Below are 16,674 nucleotides of genomic sequence, written 5' to 3'. Positions count from 1 at the left end.
GAGCTCCTCCTCAATCCTCCAGCTCGGTCAGCCAGCGCAGGGCGCGCAGACCCGGCAGGAAGCAGTACTCGCCGCCTCGGGTGGCCACGAAGCTGGGCAGGTTCCGCAGGCGGCGCCGGATCGGCTTCTCCGGGATGGTGGCGCTGCCGGTTCCGCCGTGATGCCCGGCCACCGGGTCCTTCTCGCCGGGGAAGCCGATGAAGTTGCCGTCGTTGACCCACTCGGCCTTGATGAATTCAAACTGCCGTTCGAGATTTGCCCCGATGAAGACGCCGACCAGGCCCCGGTCGGCGCCGTCGTCTTCCAGTACGCCCTCTGGCAGCGGCGGGCCGTAGGTGGTGCCGCGGCGGATGAGGCGGTGCATCCGGGCGTCGCCGATGATGGTGGCATCGCGGGGGTTGGTACGCCGGATGTGCGCACCAGCGGGGCACCGGAAGCCGCGATCGTCGTTCGCCCGGTACATGAAGTCGTTGTTGCGGTGCGGATCGGCGCCCAGCGCCGGGTCGTCGTGCTCCGGGGTCAGCGCCAACGGTGCTCCGCTGGGCCAGCGCCCGACCATCTTCGCCGCCAGGAGCGCCTCTTCCTGGGCGCTGGAGGTGTTCGCACGCAAGTACTGGCGCCAGGCCGCCACCTTGGTGTGAATCTTGCGCACGGCAACATAGGTCCCATTGCGCCCCAGCACGTCGGGGCTGGGCATGGACGGCAGATTGCCGGTTTCGTCGGGGTAGCCGAGGATGAACTCGCCGGCTTTGATGGGGATTTCCTGCGGGTTGGAGCCGGGCAGCCCGAGGCCCTCGATGTTCGGATGGCTGATGCCGTCACGGAAGCCGAAGGTGGTACGCCCGGTCGGGAGCTGGCGGACCTCCTGCTGCCAGATCACCTGGACACCGGGCGTGTCCCGGTAGGCGACGCGGGCCCGCTCCAGAGCCTTCTCCAGCCGCGCCGCATCGGGGGAGAGGGCGCTCAACGCGATATGCACCTCGCCTGTTCCGAACGGTGGCTCCCAGTGGGCCGGGGCGCTCTCGCCCAGGTCACCGATCAGGTCCGCACGCGCGGCCATGCCCTGGCGAAACGCCCGCGGAAAGCTGTCCAGCGAATCCTGCGGCACCCCCAGGGCCCGCAGTCCCTGGTAGGTGAACGCCACCGCCACCCAGGCATCCTCATTCGGGTCCGCGCTGGGGAATCCACCCTCGATCGCCGGGAGCAGCCGCCGCAGCAGCGAACGCCCGGCGTGGCGGTCATCGACACGTAGGAAGACGAACCTTCCCACGTACGGTGCGGGCCGTGGATGCAGTGCCCCGCTCTGGATGTCGTCGATCTCGATGCGCACGCTGGCTCCGCTCGCGCTTGCCGCCGCGTTCATGATCGCTTGTGCCTCCGCATCGGTCTTCAGCTGGACAACCCCGGGCTGCTAGCCTGCGGCTTCCTCCATCAGCCTCTGGAAGGCCGGCGTGGCCAGCAACTCGGCGTTCGCCGGGTTGTCCAGCGCCGCCCGGAACTCGGGGGTGTCCAGCACCGCCTGGAACGCTTCGTTCACGCGCTGGTCTTTCCAGATCTGCTGAACGGTCAGATCTGGATAAGAGCTGACGAAGACCCCCGCGGGCGCCTGCCGGGCGATGAACCAGTCCTTTATCTTCGGATCGGTGATGCCAGGGAACCCTTCGGCATGCGAGAAGACCTTGTCGAAGCGGCCTCCGATCGCCGTCTTGCCGAAGTCGTCGATGTAGGTGTCCCAGGAGCCGTCGAAGACGCTGGCGAACATGTGCCGGGTGTCGTTGTCGAAAATCACGTGGCGTGCGTCGTGCAGGGTGCCGATCTGGCGCAGCGCCGCACGGGCATCCGTGTCGGACGATCCGCCGGCGAGTGTGGCGAGATCCTCACGCAGCGCATCCGCGTGGCCTGGCTTGATCTTGGTGAAGACGGTGAACTCGCTGCACACCCCGTCCTTCATGCCCGGGCGCTCGGGCTGAGCTGATGAGGTCGCGTCTGGTGCCGCAGTCATGGTGAACCTCTCCTGCTGCGGATCCGTCCGAGGGGAGCCAGGCGCTCCAGGGCGAGGCGCCATCGCCCTCATCTCCCATTCTGACCCCACCACTGTTGGCCGACTGGTAGGCATTTGGTTCGCCGAAAACCAAGGACTGCCCATGAACAGTCGGTCCTGGAACGGCACTTGCCGGTTACGAGCTGTTGTCGGTGTGGTGCGATTCTGCGGAGTGGGCCACGGTCAGTTCACACCGGCCGTCTATGCAGGAGCGCCGTACCCGGCCCATCGACATGGTCTGGATCAAACCGATGGCCCAGCAGGTCGGACACCCCCGCAGGGCGAGCAGACCAGCCGGTGCGAGCAGTAAGCCGCCCCATCCGACCACCGGAATCAGGGCGACCGAACCGACCAGCGCGCCGAACCCCACCACGCCGCGCACCAGGTGTCGCGGCAGCGAGGCGCTGGCAAAGCTGCGATCGTCAGTCATCGTTGTCTCCCATGGCTGTGCCGGGTATGCCCTGCAGCGTGCGGTGCACCGTGGCGCGGGCGCGATGCAGCCGCGACTTCATCGCGGTGGTACTGAGGCCGAGCGCGTCGGCGACCGCCCGTCCGCGATAGCCCAGAACATCTCGCATGATCAGAACGCGCCGCTGATCAGCGGGCAGAGAAGCGATCGCCGCCGCCATCCGGCCGGCCTCCAACCGCTGCAAGACCTCCTCCTCGGCCGACCACACGGTGGCGTCCACGACCGGTTCGTGGTGTTGCACCAGCCGCCGCGCCCGCCGCAGGCACTCGTTGCGGACGATACGGAACATCCACGACGCCAGCGCACCGGACGCCCGCAAGGTGCCGATCTTGCGGAACAGGATGATCAACGCCTCCTGCGCGGCGTCTTCCGCGTCTTCTGGCGAGGCACACATCGAGTGGGCGAATCGCCGCACATGCGGGTGCGCGCCGGACACCAGTGCGGCGATCGACTCGACGTCGCCATCCCGCGCGGCGACGACCAGCTGCTCAACCGGCCAACCCACCTCAGCCACGCGAACGACCCCGCCGACGCAGCACCACGACGGTGCACACGCACAAGAGAACAGCCGCTACGGCGATACCAACGAGCATGACAACCTCCTGGACCTGTCCCGACGCTGTTGTCGGTACAGGTATAAGAGACGCGCACCCCACCAAAGGATTCACCTCGCCTCTCTTTATGTCCGGGGTCAGGGCTGAATGCCCGATCTGGCGATCTTGTGGCTGATGTTTTGGTACGTTCGCCAGTGACGTAAACGATCTCCCTCCAAGAGGTGCAATGAATATCAGAGCTGGATTCAGGGCGTTGACCGTGGCCTCCGGCGCCGCGATTCTGCTGATCGCCGGATCAGGTGCCGCGAGCGCGGACCCCGTGGAGGCGGAGACGGCGATCTCCTGCGTGAAGAAGATCGACAGCGGCAGATACGACATCATCTACCCCTGGGTCAAAGTCAGGAACGACTGCGCCTGGACCTACGACGTCAAGATCATCTGGAACAACGGGCCCGACAGTCCCTGCAAGGAGCTGTCGCCGGGCGAGACCATGAAGAACATCTCCTCCCCCGGCGCTTCGTACCAGAGGGTTGACCTCTGCTGACGTCGTTATGCAACAAGCCCCCCGTGCGGTCGCGCAGGGGGGATTTTCGTGGTCGGACTGGGCGCTCGTCCACACTCTGAACCCCGGTCTGAGACGCGCCGGCCTTCCGCTCGCGCGGTCATCCCGTCACGGTGCTGTCGGCCGATGCCGGGTCACCGGCGCGGCGCCTGCCACCGGGTGTCGAGCCGGCCGTGCCGCATTCGGCCTACCAGGCGGACGTGCAGCGTCTCCGGCGTGTTGTCGCCCGCGTCCCTGCTGATCGCCACGCTGCTGTGGCGTACTGACAGGTCGTTGGCGTTCACCACCATGCCCGGGGCGAGGACCAGCTGCACGTTGCCGCCGTTCACCCGCAGCTCGATGACCAGCTCGGGCGCGCTGCGCACCGCACTGGTCAGGTCCAGCAGCACCTCGCACCACGCGGTGCGCAGCGCGAGCCGGTGTGGCAGCGTCCACCGGCCGTCACGGCGCACCGAGCCGTGCCGCTCCTTGATGGTGAGCAGTTCGGCGGCCGGCTCGGCCGGCGTCCGAGCGAGCGGCAGCACGAGTGCGCCGTCGCTGCCCGGCGCCGCGATCAGGTCGGTGATGAGCGGGGTCAGCGCGTCGATGGTGCGGGCGGTCAGTGCCGCGTCCAGCCGCTCGTCGAACTCGACCGGGTCGAGCCGGCCGTCGGCGACGGCTGCGTGCAGCGTTTCGATGGCACGGTCGCGTTCCGCGTCGGACGCGCGCAGCGCGGGTGAGTTGAGCGGTTCTGCCGGCATCTGGCCCTCCTCGGTGGTGAGGTGGTGGCACCATGCCACCGAACTTGCTGACTGACTGATCGGTCTAAGGGGACAGCTACCTAGGCGATCCGGCGGCTCGACGTCTGCTCGCCCCGCCAGGCCGCCGTTTCAGGGGGCCCGGTGACACGCTGCGCGGGCGGGGCGGCTTTCCGTCAGGCGGCGTCGAGGGCTGCGGTGATCTTGCGGATCATGTCAGCCAGGGTGGGGCTGGGCCGGCCCTGGTGGGTCCGGGCGGCTGCTTCGACGGCGACGATGACGGTGCTGCGGAAGTTGTCGGCCTCTGCCGGATCCTGCTGCTTGAGCGGCTCATGGCCGCCGTCAGGGCCGGCAGCACGTGGTCGGCGAGTTCGGCTATGGACTTGCTGTTCAGGTTGATGTCCCTGGTCTTTTCGGCGAGTACGTGCCCGACCAGGCCGGTCGCGGAGCCCAGGGCGATGGAGCCGTCGGTGGCGGGGGCCGTACGGGTCCTGGCCCGTCACCGGCTGGCGGTCACGCGTTCCAGGTGACCGGGAGGCTCTTGACGCCGTAGATGTCGGCGGTCTCCGGGCGCAGGGCGACCTCGTCGGCCGGTACGGCCAGGCGCAGGGTGGGGAAGCGGTTGAGCAGGGCGGGGAAGGCGACGCGCATCTCGACGCGGGCCAGTTGCTGGCCCAGGCACTGGTGGATGCCGTGGCCGAAGGCCAGGTGCCCGCCGTCCTGCCTGCGCAGGTCGAGCACGTGAGGGTCGGTGAAGCGCTCGGGGTCGCGGTTGGCGGTGGCGTAGGACAGGATGACCGTCGTACCGGCCTTGATGGTCTGACCGCCCAGTTCGACGTCCTCCAGCGCGACCCTCTGGAACTGCTTGGCGACGCTCAGGTACCGCATCAGTTCCTCCACGGCCTTGTCGGCGAGCATAGGGTCGGCGCGCAGCGCGGCCAACTGGGCCGGGTTCCGCAGCAGGGCGAAGGTGCCCAGCGCGAGCATGTTGGTGGTGGTGTCGAACCCGGCCGCCAGCAGGAGCAGGCTCATCCCTTTCAGTTCCTCGTCCGTGAGGTCGCTGTCGAGCAGGTCGCTGAGCACGTCGTCGGTGGGGTTCGCGCGCTTGGCGGCCACCAGTTCGGCGAGGTACTGCTGAGTCGCGGTGTAGGCCGCGAACTGGTCCTCGTCGCTGACCTCCCCGTTGAGGAACTTGTCGATGTTGTCCTGGAAGCGGCCCCGGTCCTCGTACGGCACCCCGAGCAGCTCACAGATGACGATGGCGGGGATGGGCTTGGCGAACGCGGTCACCAGGTCCGCCGACGGCCCGGCCTTCTCCATCGCGTCCAGGTGCTCGGCGGTGACCTGCTCGACGCGCTCGGTGAGCAGCCGCATCCGCCGGACGGTGAACTTGCCCACCAGCGGTTTGCGGTAGCGGCCGTGCTGCGGCTCGTCCATGAACAGGAACTCACCGGGCGGCGCCGGCGGGACCTCGAAGCCGCCGTAGTCGATGGTCGGGTGGTGGCCCATGAGCTCCTTGCGCGAGCTGAACCGCGAGTCGGCCAGGACCGACCGGACCAGGTCGAAGCCGGTGACCAGCCAGCCCTGATGTCCGTCGGCGAAGGGGAGGCGGCTGATCGGGCTCTGCTCTCGGGCCTGGATCAGCTCCTTCGGCGGGTCGAAGGGGCAGCCGGGCTGACGCGCCGTCGGCATCGTCGTGACGCTGTGGAGGGGTTCGTTCATGACCTTTCCTTGTCTTGTAGGGCCCTAGGAGATCTTGCGGCGGTAGGTGGTCATGGCGAGGGCGTAGGTGACGATGAGGAGGCCGATGCACCAGCCGAGGGCGGTCCAGATGTCGGTGCCGACCGGTTGCTGGGTGAACAGGTCGCGGATGGCGTTGACGATGGGGATAGGACTTCAACTTTCAAGAAGTCGATCTTAATTTTCTTAAACTTCTGCTTCCATCGGACTCCTTGGCTGGTCCACCGCCCGCCCTGCCGCCCGTCCTGGCCCCGCCGCTTCCGCTGCCGGACCTGGAGGCAGAAGGTCGGCGAGCGCCACCAGTGCGGTCGCAGTCGCTGCCGATCTTGACGGCGATCAGTCCACCCGATGGCGGAACTTCCACCGGCCTGGCCCGCCGCAAAACGATCGAGGGGCAACGCAGTCGCGTTGCCCCTCGATCGTTCCCCCGCGCCTACCAGCGCAACTTCCCGGTGTCGTCCTGGAACGTTCCTGTCGGACCGTCCGCGTCGAGGGTGGCCAGGCGCACGACAGTTCTGGCGCTCTCTTCCGGTGACCTTCCGATCCCGAAGGCCGCGGTCATGTCGGTGGCGGTGGTGCCGGGCTCGATCGCATTGAACTTGATGCCCGGCTGGGACTTGGCGTACTGAACCGTGAGCATGGTGGCTGCTGACTTGGACGCGGAGTAAAGCGTGAGGGGCAAGTTGAACTCCGGCCGGTCGGGGTTGTTCACTGCCCAAAAGGATCCGGCGCTGCTCGAAACGGTGACCACGTTAGGGTTCGATGATCTGCGCAGCAAGGGAAGTGCCGACTCCGTGACGCGCACGATTCCCACCGCGTTGGTGTCGAACACGCGGAGAGCCGTGGGACCGTCGATGACTCCGTCTCCCAGGATGCCCGCGTTGTGCACCAGAACGTCGAGCCGGCCCTCGGCCGCGTCGATCGTCGCCAGAGCGCTGCTCACCGATGCGTCGTCGGTCACATCGAGTTGCACGAATCGTGCGCCAAGTGCTGCCGCGGCCTTCTCGCCGCGCTCGACGTCACGCGCGCCGATGTAGACGACGTGGCCCAGGGCCAGAAGCTGTTTGGCTGTTTCGAAGCCGATGCCTTTGTTGGCCCCAGTGATCAGTGTGATGGTCATGCTTTTCCCTTCGAGATATGTGGGTTGCTGACGCTGATCGCGGAGGTCAGCCGGTCAGCTGCCGGAGTAGTTCGCCGGCGTCATGCACGTGGACCTGATAAATGGCGTACTCGACGATTTCGAACGAGGCGCCGGTGGGGGCCACGCCGAGCCACGCCTTCGCCGGAGTGCCCGTGTTGACCAGACGCGCAGCCATACGGTCACCGTCGAAGAGCAGTTCCTTGAGCTCCCAGTGCAGGTCCGGAACCGCGTCCACGTCAGCTTTCTGAATCGCGATGAGGTCGTCCCGGGTGGCCTTGATCTGGTTCAGGCCACCGTCGACGTACAGGCTCGAACCGGTGATGAAACTGCTCTGCTCGCTGGCGAGGAAGGTCACGGCGGCGGCGATCTCCTCCGGGCGCCCGAGCCGGCCCCGCGGCACACGCGTAGCCAGGTGCTGCTGGAACTGCGCCGGGTCGGTTAAGTAGTCCCACATCGACGCGCCCTTCCATTTCTGCAGCGATCGCTGCAGAAGTCCGACGGTAGCACTTCTGTAGCGATCGCTGCAAAAAGCGGTAGACTGAAGGAGTGGGGAGGAAACAGAGCGGCCCCATCGGCCGGCCGCGAAAATTCGACGCCGACGAAGCTCTCGAGCGCGCCGTGCTGACCTTCTGGGAGCACGGCTACGAGGGGGCCAGCACGGCCCACCTGGCGGACGCGATGGGCATCTCCACCACCAGCATGTACGCGGCCTTCGGCAACAAGGAGGAGTTGTTCCGCAAGGCCCTGGAGCGCTACACCGAAGGACCGAGCGCATACCTGGCGGAGGCCCTGGAGGAGCCGACCGCCCTCGGCGTCGCCACCGCGATCCTGGCCGGCACCGTTCGAACCACTACCCGCCCGGCCCAACCCCACGGGTGCCTGGGCGTCCAGGGCGCACTGGCCGCCAGCGACTCCGGGCGTGAAGTCCGCGACCTTCTCGTCGCCTGGCGCAACGATTCCTACTCCTGCGTCCGAGAGCGGTTCCAGCGAGCCGTCGACGACGGCGACCTTCCTCCGGAAACCGATCCGGGGCTCCTGGCCCGCTACGTCACCACTCTGGCGTTCGGCATCGCCGTGCAAGCCGCGAGCGGTGTCGGCCGCGACGAACTCCAGGAGATGGCCGACGCCGCCCTGCGCAACTGGCCGCTCTCCTGAGAACCGCCCCGGGCTGATCGGCAGATAGTGGTGGCCTCGGTGGCCTGGTAAGCAGTGCGGCGCCGATGGGGGCGACCTCACGCAGCTCGCGCAGGCGTCCGTGCAGGTCCGGGCGATGGAAGGGGGAGGAGCCGTGGAAGCTGATGTGCTCGAACAGCAGCGGTGACAGGCGCGCGCGGATCTGCGGTCCGACGGTCAGACCACTCGTCTCCAGCCGGTCGACGGCGGCGCCCACGTAGAGACTGTTCCGGGGTCGTGGTCATGTCTCGCCGGGAACGGGGTGGGCAGCGTCCTCCGCTCCGCGGTCGACACCGACGGCCCGAAGTCCTGATCCGGCGACGAGGGCGTCGCCGAGTTCCGAGCGCAGATAGAGGACCGAGCGGCCGTGGCGGGCGCTGGCGAGGAGGCCTGCGGCGCGGAGGGTGCGGAGGTGCTGATTGACGGCCGAGGGGGTGACGCCCAGGCGGCCGGAGAGTTCGGTCGATGAGGCGGGGGCCTCGAGCATGGTGAGCAGCCCTGCCCGGGTGGCGCCCAGAAGGTCGGTGAGCACTCCTGGGGAGTGACGGGGCTCCGGTTGCCAGAGGGTGCCGACGCCCCGAGTGCCGTACATGATCAAAGGGGGCTCGGCCGGGGAAATGGGGACGGTGGCGGCCCGGCCGAAGAGGGTCGGGACCAGGGTGAGGCCCTCGCCGCTGGTGGAGCGCCGATAGCGGGCGTCGCTGATCAGCCGCATGCGTACGACGCCGTCCTTCAGCTGAACGCGCTCGTTGAGGTCGGCGAACATGGCGGCCAGGCCGCGGGCCGAGATGACCTGGCCGCGGTGGACCACGTCGGCCTGCAGGACCGCGCGCATCCTGGGCCACCAGGGCGCGAAGCAGGTGCGCCAGTAGTCCCGCAGCGCGTCCAGGATGCGGGCCGACGGGTCGCCGCGCAGCGGCTCGGGGAGCCGGGGGTGGATGGCGCGCAGGTCGTCGAGCACCCGGTCCACGGGCACGCGGGCGACCGTGGCGAGTTCGTCGTCGATGCGGGTGAGCGGGGCGTGGGGGCGGGGTGACAGGTAGTCCGGTGTCCACATGTCGTCGTTGGTGAGCGCTTGCAGCAGGGGCAGGTCCAGCATGGATCGGGCCTGCTCCGTGCGGCGCAGCCAGGGCAGGTGCACGGGATAGCGCCCAGGGTCGCGGAACGTGCGCAACGACAACGTGAGCTCGTTGAGCGGCGAGATGGCGAAGCGGACGTCGGCCACGTCCATCCCCGCGAGTTCGTACTCGATCAGCCCCGCCATGAAGCCATACGCTACATCAATTGGCGACAAAGGCCCTATTACGGGATAAAGGCCCCCGTGATCCAGACCTTCTTCCCTCAGGACCGCGTGGCCCGCTCACTGACCGTCAGCACGATGGCGTTCGCGCTCTCCAGCGGTGTCTTCTACACCGTCAGCACGTTGTACTTCACGCTCGTCATCGGGCTCAGCGCGACGACGGTGGGTCTCGGGCTGGGCATCGCGGGCGGCACCGGGGTGCTGGCCTCGTACGCGGGAGGGTGGCTGGCTGACCGGGTCGGCGCGCACCACGTCCAGACGGTGGCGACAGCGCTCAACGGGGTTGCGCTGCTCGCCTACACGTTCGTCTCTGACGCCGTCGTGTTCACCCTGATCGCCTGCCTGGCCGTGATCACGCGTGCGGTGGGCTCCTCGTCGAAGCAGGCGATGCTGGCGCGGTGGTATACCGGCCCGGAGCGGGTCGAGGTCCGGGCACGGATGCGCGTGGTCACGAACGTCTTCATCGGCCTGGGCACGGTGGCCGCTGCGGCGGCGCTCCTGATCGGCACCGCGTCGGCGTACCGTGTCGCGGTGGTCGTCGCCGGCGTCCTGCTGCTGGCGGCCACCGTGCCGCTGGCCGGGCTCGGGCGGCAGGTGCCGGAGCTCGCCGCCAGGATGGCAGCCGTCAGGGAGCGCACCGCGTCCACCGGGCCTTCACCACTCAGCGACCGTACGTACATCGCGAGCGTGGCGTGCAACGCCGTGGTGGCCACGCAGTTCGGCCTGCTGACCGTCGGCATGCCGCTCTGGGTGGCCACCACCGACGCGCCCACCGCCATCGTCTCCGTGCTACTCGTCCTCAACACCGTGGTCGTGGCCGTACTCCAGGTGCGCGCCTCGCGCGGCACCGACGACGTGCGCAAGGCCGGGCGCGCGGTCAGGCGCGCGTCGTGGTTGCTCGCGATGGCATGCGGTCTGTACGCCCTGGCCGGCTTCGGAAACATGATCGTCGCCTGCGTCCTGTTCGTCCTGGCCGCGTTCGCCCACACCATGGGGGAGATCCTGGGCGAGGCGGGTGGCTGGGGCATGGCCTTCGAACTGGCCGACCAGCGCAGCGCCGGCGCCTACCAAGGCCTCAGCCAGACCGGCTACGCGATCGCGGCCATGTTCTCCCCGATCCTCGCCACCGCCGCCGTCGAACACGGCACCGCGGGCTGGGTCGGCCTGGCCGCCCTCTTCGTCCTGGCCGGCACGGGCGCCGCCGCGGTGGCCCGGCACGCGGCGGGCGGCGTCGGCGGGTTCCATCTCCCACAGCGATCGGACCGAACCACGCCCGTGCCTGCTCCAGGTGCATCACGTCGGAGCTGATGGTCCCGTACGACAGCCCCGCCGCTGCTCGCGCCAGCACGAACCCGGCCAGTACGTCGGCCTCCAGCGCTTCCAAGTCCTCCACGGTGGCCGGGGCGACGCGACACCCGCAGATCCGTCAGCCACGATTCGCACTTTCGACACGAAGGATGCTCGCCACGCCGACAGTGCTTTTGTCATTGCAGGATCTCCAGCAGTACCTGCCAGGAGACGTCAGGTACAGCTGGCAGCGTGGGCCGCACACCTCACAAAAAGGAGCTGGCTGGATGAGCGGCATCGAAAAGACCCTGGCAGAACTCGAGCAGCGGATGCTGGACGCTGACGCTGCCTATGACGAGCGCTTTTTCGAAGAGCACTGCGCCGACGACTTCGTAGCCATGGGACATTACGGAATCGTGTCCAGGCAGCAGGTTCTCGACATGTACGTCAAGGGAGCCGGGAACCCGGACCGGCGCAACCGAGCACACGATGTTGTGGTCAAGCCGCTCGGCGACGCAGGAGCCGTCGTCACCTACAAACTGACAAGCACTACCGGCGATGAGACGTCCTCATGGCTTGCGTCGACGGTCTACCGCCGGACCTCCGAGGGCTGGCGCGTCGTCCTCCTCCACCAGACGCCCATGTAGGCCTGCCGTGATGACGTTCGCGCCGGCCGCACCCACTGCTCGGCCCCACCGACAGCACTTGCCTTCCCAGTGGATGGTCACCGCGCGGTCGTCGACGTTGCCCACGAGCTCGGCAGTACATCGTTCGGTCTGACAGTCGTTTTAACCTGTTGAATACCGGTATTGACCTTATTGATCTATTCGCTTCGGCAGTCGATCATCGAGAGCAGTAGCGCTCCTCGCCCCAGGAAGGATCTTCATGATTCGCCGCGCATCGCTGGCCGTCCTGCTCGCTCTCGGCACCCTCACCGTTATCAGCTCACCCGCGCACGCCCGCGCCTGCCAGATCGACTACCACTGCGAGACGTACTACTACACCGACTCGAGCCGCACCACGCTGAAGGGGATAAAGTACGAGAACTGCGTCGGAGATGAGACGTGGGTGGGCACGCGTGGGTCCTACCCGGAGTTCCACGAGACCCCCTGCTGAGCGTCCGCTCAGAAGTCTCCGCTCGGTAGAACAACGATAGTGGTCCCATGATCACGGGTGTGATCATGGGGTTACTGCTTCGATCAACTTCACTAACAGTGAGCCATTCCGAGTGCTGCGAACGGCCGCTCCAAGGCGGGTAAAGAGCCGCCAAAGCCATGCTCTAGCGTGATCACCCATGAAGGCGGCTCGGTATCTGTGCTGGCTGGCCTGGGCGCAGAAGGGCCGGGTCGCGCTGGGCGCGACACTGGGAACCCTCTGGATGGTGGGCCTGACGCTCCCGCCGTACCTGCTGTCCAGGGCGATCGACGACAACCTGGCGCCCGGCTGGGTGCTGGCGCTGCTCGGCGCGGGCCTGGTCAACGCCTGGCTGGCGATGTTGCGGCACCGCACGATGACCAAGATCCGGATGGACGCCTACTTCCGCACCGTGCGCGCCCTGGTCGAGCAGATCAACAAGCTGGGCGCCGACCTGCCCAAGCGCGCTTCGACAGGCGACGTGGTGACGATCGGCATCGGCGACATCGTCACCATCGCCGCCTCGCTGACGGTGACCGGCCCCGGCGTGGGCGCGGTGATCAGCTACGGCGTGGTGGCGGCGCTGCTGCTGCAGGTCTCCGTGGTGCTGGCCGTGGTGGTGCTGCTGGGCGTGCCGCTGCTGGCGATCCTGCTCGGCCCGCTGCTCGGGCGGCTGATGAAGGTGCAGAACGGCTACCGCGAGAACCAGGGCAGGCTGACCACCCGCCTGGTCGACCTGATCGAGGGGCTGCGGGTGCTCAACGCCTTCGGCGGCAAGGGCACCTACGCCGAGCGGTACCGCGCCGACTCGGCGAGCCTGCGCGAGCAGGGCTACCGGGTGGCGTCGCTGACGAGCTGGATCGGCGCGCTGGGCGCCGGATTGCCCGCCCTGTTCCTGGCCGCCGTCATCTGGCTGGGCGCCCGGCTGGCCGCCGAGGGGGCGATCACGGTGGGCGAGCTGGTCGGGGTGTACGGGTACATCGCCGTGCTGGTGGTGCCGGTCTCCTTCTTCATCGAAGGTAGCTTCCAGATCAGCCACGGCCTGGTCGCCGCCCGCCAGGTCACCCGCTTCCTCGCGCTGCGCGCCGAGGAGCGGCCCCGGCCCGCCGGGCCGGAGGTCGCGCCGGGGAGCCTGGTGGGGCTGGTCAGCGCCCGGCCCGAGGAGAGCTTGGCGCTGCTCGAAGGGCTGGGCGGGTTCGACGGCACCTCCTTGATCGCCGACCACGACGCCGCTCTGTTCGCGGGCACGCTGCGCGAGGTCCTCCAGGGCCGGGGCGAGGCGGACGACGAGGCCATTCACCGGGCCGTGCACGTCGCCGCGGCGCAGGACGTGCTCGCAGGGCTGCGCCACGGGCTCGACTCCATGATCGAACCCGGCGGCCGCAACCTGTCGGGCGGCCAGCGTCAGCGTGTACGCCTGGCCCGGGCGCTGCTGGCCGAGCCCGAGGTGCTGCTGGCCGTGGAGCCCACCTCCGCGCTGGACGCGCACACCGAATCCCTGCTCGCGGGGCGGCTCCGTACGGCACGCGCCGGCCGTACGACGGTCGTGGCCACCACCTCGCCGCTGCTGCTCACCCAGACCGACCAGGTGCTGTTCATCGAGGACGGGCGGGTGGCCGCCTCCGGCACCCACCGCGAGCTGATGGAGTCCACCCCGGCCTACCGGTCGGTGCTCGCATGAACCGCGACCTGCCCATCGCCGACCGCCGGCAGGTACGGCGAGCCGCTCTGCGCCTGGTCAGGCACGACGTGCCGGGCTTCACCGCGACGCTGCTGCTCAACAGCCTGGCGGCGGCGGCCGCGCTGGTCAGCCCGTGGTTGCTGGGCCGCATCATCGACTCCATCAGCGCCGGAGGCACGGTCGACCTGCTCGCCGCGATCGCCGTGGGCGCGGCGCTGGCCCAGCTGGTTTTGTCCAGGTACGCCGAGAAGATCGGCACTCGCTTCAGCGAGCGTGTCCAGGAACACATCCGCGCCGAACTCCTGGACCGCGTGCTGGCCCTGCCCGCCGCCACGGTCGAGCACATCCGCACCGGCGACCTGACCGCCCGCGGAACCACCGACGTGGCCGTCGTCGGCCGCACCCTGCGCGACGCCGCCCCCGCGATCCTCGTCTCGAGCCTGCAGGCGCTCTTCCTGATCGTCGCCGTCTTCCTGGTCGCCCCGGTCCTGGGCGCCTGCGGCCTGCTCGCGCTGGCCGGCATCGTGGCCGCCTCCCGCTGGTACCTTCGCCGCGCCCGCCCCGCCTACCTGGAGGAAGGCGCCGCCCGCTCGGAGCTGGCCGAGCACCTGGCCGCCAACGCCGCGGGTGCCCGCACCATCGAGGTCCTGGGCCTGCAGGCCAAGCGCACGCGGGCGGCGGAACGGGTGATCGAGCGCAGCCGGGCCGCCCAGCTGCGGACCCTCTTCCTGCGCAGCGTGCTCTGGCCCTCGGTGGAGGTCTCCTCGCTCCTGCCGCCCGTGCTGGTACTGCTGCTCGGCGGGGTGCTCCTGGACCGAGGCCAGGTCACGCTGGGCGCGGTCGTCACCTGCGTGCTCTACCTGCGCCAGCTCGGCCAGCCGATCGAGACGATCCTGATCTGGCTGGAGCAGTTGCAGAGCAGCGGTGCCTCCTTCGCCAGGATCGAGGGCCTCGCGACACCGGCGCGGGAGGAGGTGGCCGCTGCGGCGCCGCAGAGCGACCGCATCGAGGCGCCGCAGGGCGACCGCATCGAGGCGTGCGGCGTGCACTTCGCCTACGAAGGCGGCGACGACGTGGTGACCGGCGTCGATCTGACCGTACGGCCCGGCGAGCGTCTGGCCGTCGTCGGCCCCTCGGGAGCCGGCAAGTCCACCCTGGGCAAGCTGCTGGCCGGCATCGACCACCCCCGCCTGGGCACGGTCACCGTCGGCTCGGTGCCCGTCGCCGACCTCTCCCCAGCCCAACTCCGCGAGCACGTCGTCCTGGTCACCCAGGAACAGCACCTGTTCCTCGGCACCGTCCGCGACAACCTGCTGCTGGCAGATCCGACGGCCGGCGACGACCGCCTGGGCAAGGCGCTGGCGGCGGTCGGCGCCGACTGGATCGCCTCGCTCGACGACGAGCTGGGGTCCCAGTCGTCCGGCGCCACCCTCGGCCCGGACCGGGTCCAGCAGCTCGCCCTGGCCAGGGTCATCCTGGCCGATCCGCACACCGTCATCCTCGACGAGGCCACCGCCATGCTCGACCCCCGTACGGCCAGGCGCGCCGAACGCTCGCTCGCCGCCGTCCTGGAGGGGCGGACCGTCATCGCGATCGCCCACCGCCTGCACACGGCCCGCGACGCCGACCGGGTGGTGGTCATGGACAACGGCCGCGTGGTGGAGGTCGGAGCCCACGACGAGCTGGTCGCGGCGGGCGGGGCGTACGAGGCGCTGTGGAGATCGTGGCACGGCTCGCGGAGTGTCGGCGCGCAACCAGAACAGGGATGACCATGACACAGATGTCATTGCGCTGGACGCTGGCGGGGTCGGGATGGGCCGACTGCACCGTTGCCGACGACCAGGCCGAGGCGGAGGTCACCGCGTCCTATATCACCGCGGCTCCTGAGGAACTCTTGACCGCGACAGCCCGGCTGGTGCTCGGGGAAGAGCAGACGCGGGCTCAGTTCGAAGCCGAACCGACAGCCTTCCGCTGGATCTTCTATCGAGGCGGCGACGACGTCTGGGTGCGGCTGCTTCAATTGCCCGATGGCCGCCGTCATGACAACGCCGGCACCGAGATCTGGTCGAGCTGGCAAACGGTCGACACCCTGGCCCGAGCCGTCATCCGCTGTTTCGACGACGTCGTGCGACGCTATGACGAAAGCGGATACCACGGAAAGTGGGGAGAGCCGTTCCCTCGGCTCGAACTTGAAGCCCTTAGGACCGCATGGCGCAACCACACCGCACGCTCATCCCAGACCGAATAACTGCTCCAACGTGTGGAGTTTCAGCCGAACCACCCACATGTTGGCTCGAACTTGTCAGGCCCGCCGCCGAGCCCGATAGGCGGCCACATGCATGCGATTCCCACAAGTACGGCTGTCGCAATAGACCCGCGACCGATTACGCGACTCGTCCACGAACACCCGGTCGCAGTCAGGCGCCGAACAGGTCCGTAGCCGCTCCCACTCCCCGTCCACCACCAGATGCGCCAGTGCCACCCCGCAGTCCGCCGCCAGATGCTCGGAAAGGGTCGCGTCCGGTGCGAAGTAGTGCATGTGCAGCGGATGCCCATCGTGCTCCGTCAGCCGGGGCGTGATGCGCGTCTTCGACAGGAGCCCGTTGAGGAGGCGTACGGCGGTCGGCTGGTCCGGGGCGGTGAAGACGCGGTGGAACGCCTCCCGCAGCAGCCGCACCTGCCCGAGGTCGCGGGCCGTGAGGGCGCCGATGCCGCTGACCTGGCGCGACTCGACGAATTCGTGCAGGTCGGCCAGCTCGGCCAGGCCGTCGGTGTCGCCGCCGGTCGACGGGGAGGTGTTGACCAGCTCTACGACCGTGGCCAGCGAATACACCATGTCATGGCCAAACGGCATG

General features: G+C 68.7%; 17 protein-coding genes and 2 pseudogenes. 8 read left to right on the top strand and 11 right to left on the bottom strand.

Translation table 11 applies throughout. The annotated features are described in order from the left end of the window. Positions 1–10: 10 nt before the first annotated feature. From ACGFNP_RS38075 to ACGFNP_RS38060, 4 genes are all read right to left on the bottom strand, one after another. On the bottom strand, positions 11–1,330 hold the full coding sequence (locus ACGFNP_RS38075; protein ID WP_393327106.1) for a Dyp-type peroxidase: 1,320 nt from the start codon (positions 1,328–1,330) through the stop codon (positions 11–13). A gap of 81 nt (positions 1,331–1,411) precedes the next feature. After that, on the bottom strand, positions 1,412–1,951 hold the full coding sequence (locus tag ACGFNP_RS38070) for a hypothetical protein (RefSeq protein ID WP_393327103.1): 540 nt from the start codon (positions 1,949–1,951) through the stop codon (positions 1,412–1,414). A 226-nt stretch (positions 1,952–2,177) separates the two neighbouring features. Then, entirely contained in the window at positions 2,178–2,471 is a 294-nt protein-coding gene (locus ACGFNP_RS38065; RefSeq protein WP_358317643.1) for a hypothetical protein, read from the bottom strand. After that, positions 2,464–3,024 carry an RNA polymerase sigma factor gene (locus ACGFNP_RS38060; RefSeq protein WP_393327101.1) on the bottom strand — a complete coding sequence of 187 codons (561 nt, stop codon included), beginning with the start codon at positions 3,022–3,024 and terminating at the stop codon, positions 2,464–2,466. The genes ACGFNP_RS38065 and ACGFNP_RS38060 overlap by 8 nt, the downstream gene beginning before the upstream one ends. A gap of 266 nt (positions 3,025–3,290) precedes the next feature. On the opposite strand from ACGFNP_RS38060, the gene ACGFNP_RS38055 reads away from it, so the two are divergent. Continuing rightward, positions 3,291–3,608, top strand: coding sequence for a hypothetical protein (locus ACGFNP_RS38055; RefSeq protein WP_393327099.1), 318 nt, complete (start codon positions 3,291–3,293; stop codon positions 3,606–3,608). Positions 3,609–3,760: 152 nt separating this feature from the next. Here the strand turns inward: ACGFNP_RS38055 and ACGFNP_RS38050 are convergent, their stop codons facing one another. The 5 genes and pseudogenes from ACGFNP_RS38050 to ACGFNP_RS38030 all read right to left on the bottom strand — a co-directional run. Beyond that, positions 3,761–4,366, bottom strand: coding sequence for a DUF1707 domain-containing protein (locus ACGFNP_RS38050; protein ID WP_393327096.1), 606 nt, complete (start codon positions 4,364–4,366; stop codon positions 3,761–3,763). A gap of 510 nt (positions 4,367–4,876) precedes the next feature. After that, positions 4,877–6,085 (bottom strand): cytochrome P450, encoded by a 1,209-nt coding sequence (locus tag ACGFNP_RS38045; RefSeq protein ID WP_393327093.1) that lies wholly within the window; start codon positions 6,083–6,085, stop codon positions 4,877–4,879. 451 nt (positions 6,086–6,536) lie between these two features. Beyond that, positions 6,537–7,223: an SDR family NAD(P)-dependent oxidoreductase gene (locus ACGFNP_RS38040; RefSeq protein WP_393327090.1), complete on the bottom strand. Its 687-nt coding sequence runs from the start codon at positions 7,221–7,223 to the stop codon at positions 6,537–6,539. Between the two features lie 46 nt (positions 7,224–7,269). Continuing rightward, positions 7,270–7,500, bottom strand: a pseudogene (locus tag ACGFNP_RS38035) (ester cyclase); the annotation flags it as partial. 21 nt (positions 7,501–7,521) lie between these two features. Then, a pseudogene (locus tag ACGFNP_RS38030) lies at positions 7,522–7,698 on the bottom strand (SDR family oxidoreductase); the annotation flags it as partial. Between the two features lie 92 nt (positions 7,699–7,790). Here ACGFNP_RS38030 and ACGFNP_RS38025 point away from each other — a divergent pair. Continuing rightward, the gene (locus tag ACGFNP_RS38025) at positions 7,791–8,399 is read left to right on the top strand and encodes a TetR/AcrR family transcriptional regulator (RefSeq protein WP_393327087.1); all 609 of its coding nucleotides are present in this window, start codon (positions 7,791–7,793) and stop codon (positions 8,397–8,399) included. Positions 8,400–8,658: 259 nt separating this feature from the next. On the opposite strand, the gene ACGFNP_RS38020 is transcribed toward ACGFNP_RS38025, so the two are convergent. Continuing rightward, positions 8,659–9,681 carry a DUF5937 family protein gene (locus tag ACGFNP_RS38020; RefSeq protein ID WP_358317674.1) on the bottom strand — a complete coding sequence of 341 codons (1,023 nt, stop codon included), beginning with the start codon at positions 9,679–9,681 and terminating at the stop codon, positions 8,659–8,661. A 57-nt stretch (positions 9,682–9,738) separates the two neighbouring features. Here ACGFNP_RS38020 and ACGFNP_RS38015 point away from each other — a divergent pair, with 57 nt between their 5' ends. From ACGFNP_RS38015 to ACGFNP_RS37990, 6 genes are all read left to right on the top strand, one after another. Further along, a complete protein-coding gene (locus tag ACGFNP_RS38015; RefSeq protein ID WP_393327084.1) occupies positions 9,739–11,025 on the top strand; it encodes an MFS transporter in 1,287 nt (428 codons plus the stop codon). Between the two features lie 266 nt (positions 11,026–11,291). Further along, a complete protein-coding gene (locus ACGFNP_RS38010; RefSeq protein WP_358317678.1) occupies positions 11,292–11,651 on the top strand; it encodes a nuclear transport factor 2 family protein in 360 nt (119 codons plus the stop codon). A gap of 238 nt (positions 11,652–11,889) precedes the next feature. After that, a complete protein-coding gene (locus ACGFNP_RS38005; protein WP_358317680.1) occupies positions 11,890–12,120 on the top strand; it encodes a hypothetical protein in 231 nt (76 codons plus the stop codon). Between the two features lie 178 nt (positions 12,121–12,298). Continuing rightward, positions 12,299–13,819: an ABC transporter transmembrane domain-containing protein gene (locus ACGFNP_RS38000; protein ID WP_393327081.1), complete on the top strand. Its 1,521-nt coding sequence runs from the start codon at positions 12,299–12,301 to the stop codon at positions 13,817–13,819. Next, positions 13,816–15,588 carry an ABC transporter ATP-binding protein gene (locus ACGFNP_RS37995; protein WP_393327078.1) on the top strand — a complete coding sequence of 591 codons (1,773 nt, stop codon included), beginning with the start codon at positions 13,816–13,818 and terminating at the stop codon, positions 15,586–15,588. The genes ACGFNP_RS38000 and ACGFNP_RS37995 overlap by 4 nt, the downstream gene beginning before the upstream one ends. An 11-nt stretch (positions 15,589–15,599) precedes the next feature. Continuing rightward, on the top strand, positions 15,600–16,067 hold the full coding sequence (locus ACGFNP_RS37990) for a hypothetical protein (RefSeq protein ID WP_358317686.1): 468 nt from the start codon (positions 15,600–15,602) through the stop codon (positions 16,065–16,067). 54 nt (positions 16,068–16,121) lie between these two features. On the opposite strand, the gene ACGFNP_RS37985 is transcribed toward ACGFNP_RS37990, so the two are convergent. Continuing rightward, positions 16,122–16,673, bottom strand: a complete 552-nt coding sequence (locus tag ACGFNP_RS37985; RefSeq protein WP_358317688.1) for a CGNR zinc finger domain-containing protein — start codon at positions 16,671–16,673, stop codon at positions 16,122–16,124. Position 16,674: the final 1 nt, after the last annotated feature.

It is taken from the genome of Nonomuraea sp. NPDC049269 (assembly GCF_043197155.1).
GTDB lineage: Bacteria > Actinomycetota > Actinomycetes > Streptosporangiales > Streptosporangiaceae > Nonomuraea.
The sequence above is the reverse complement of the archived record's forward strand: the minus strand, read 5'-3'. Positions and strand labels throughout refer to the sequence as shown.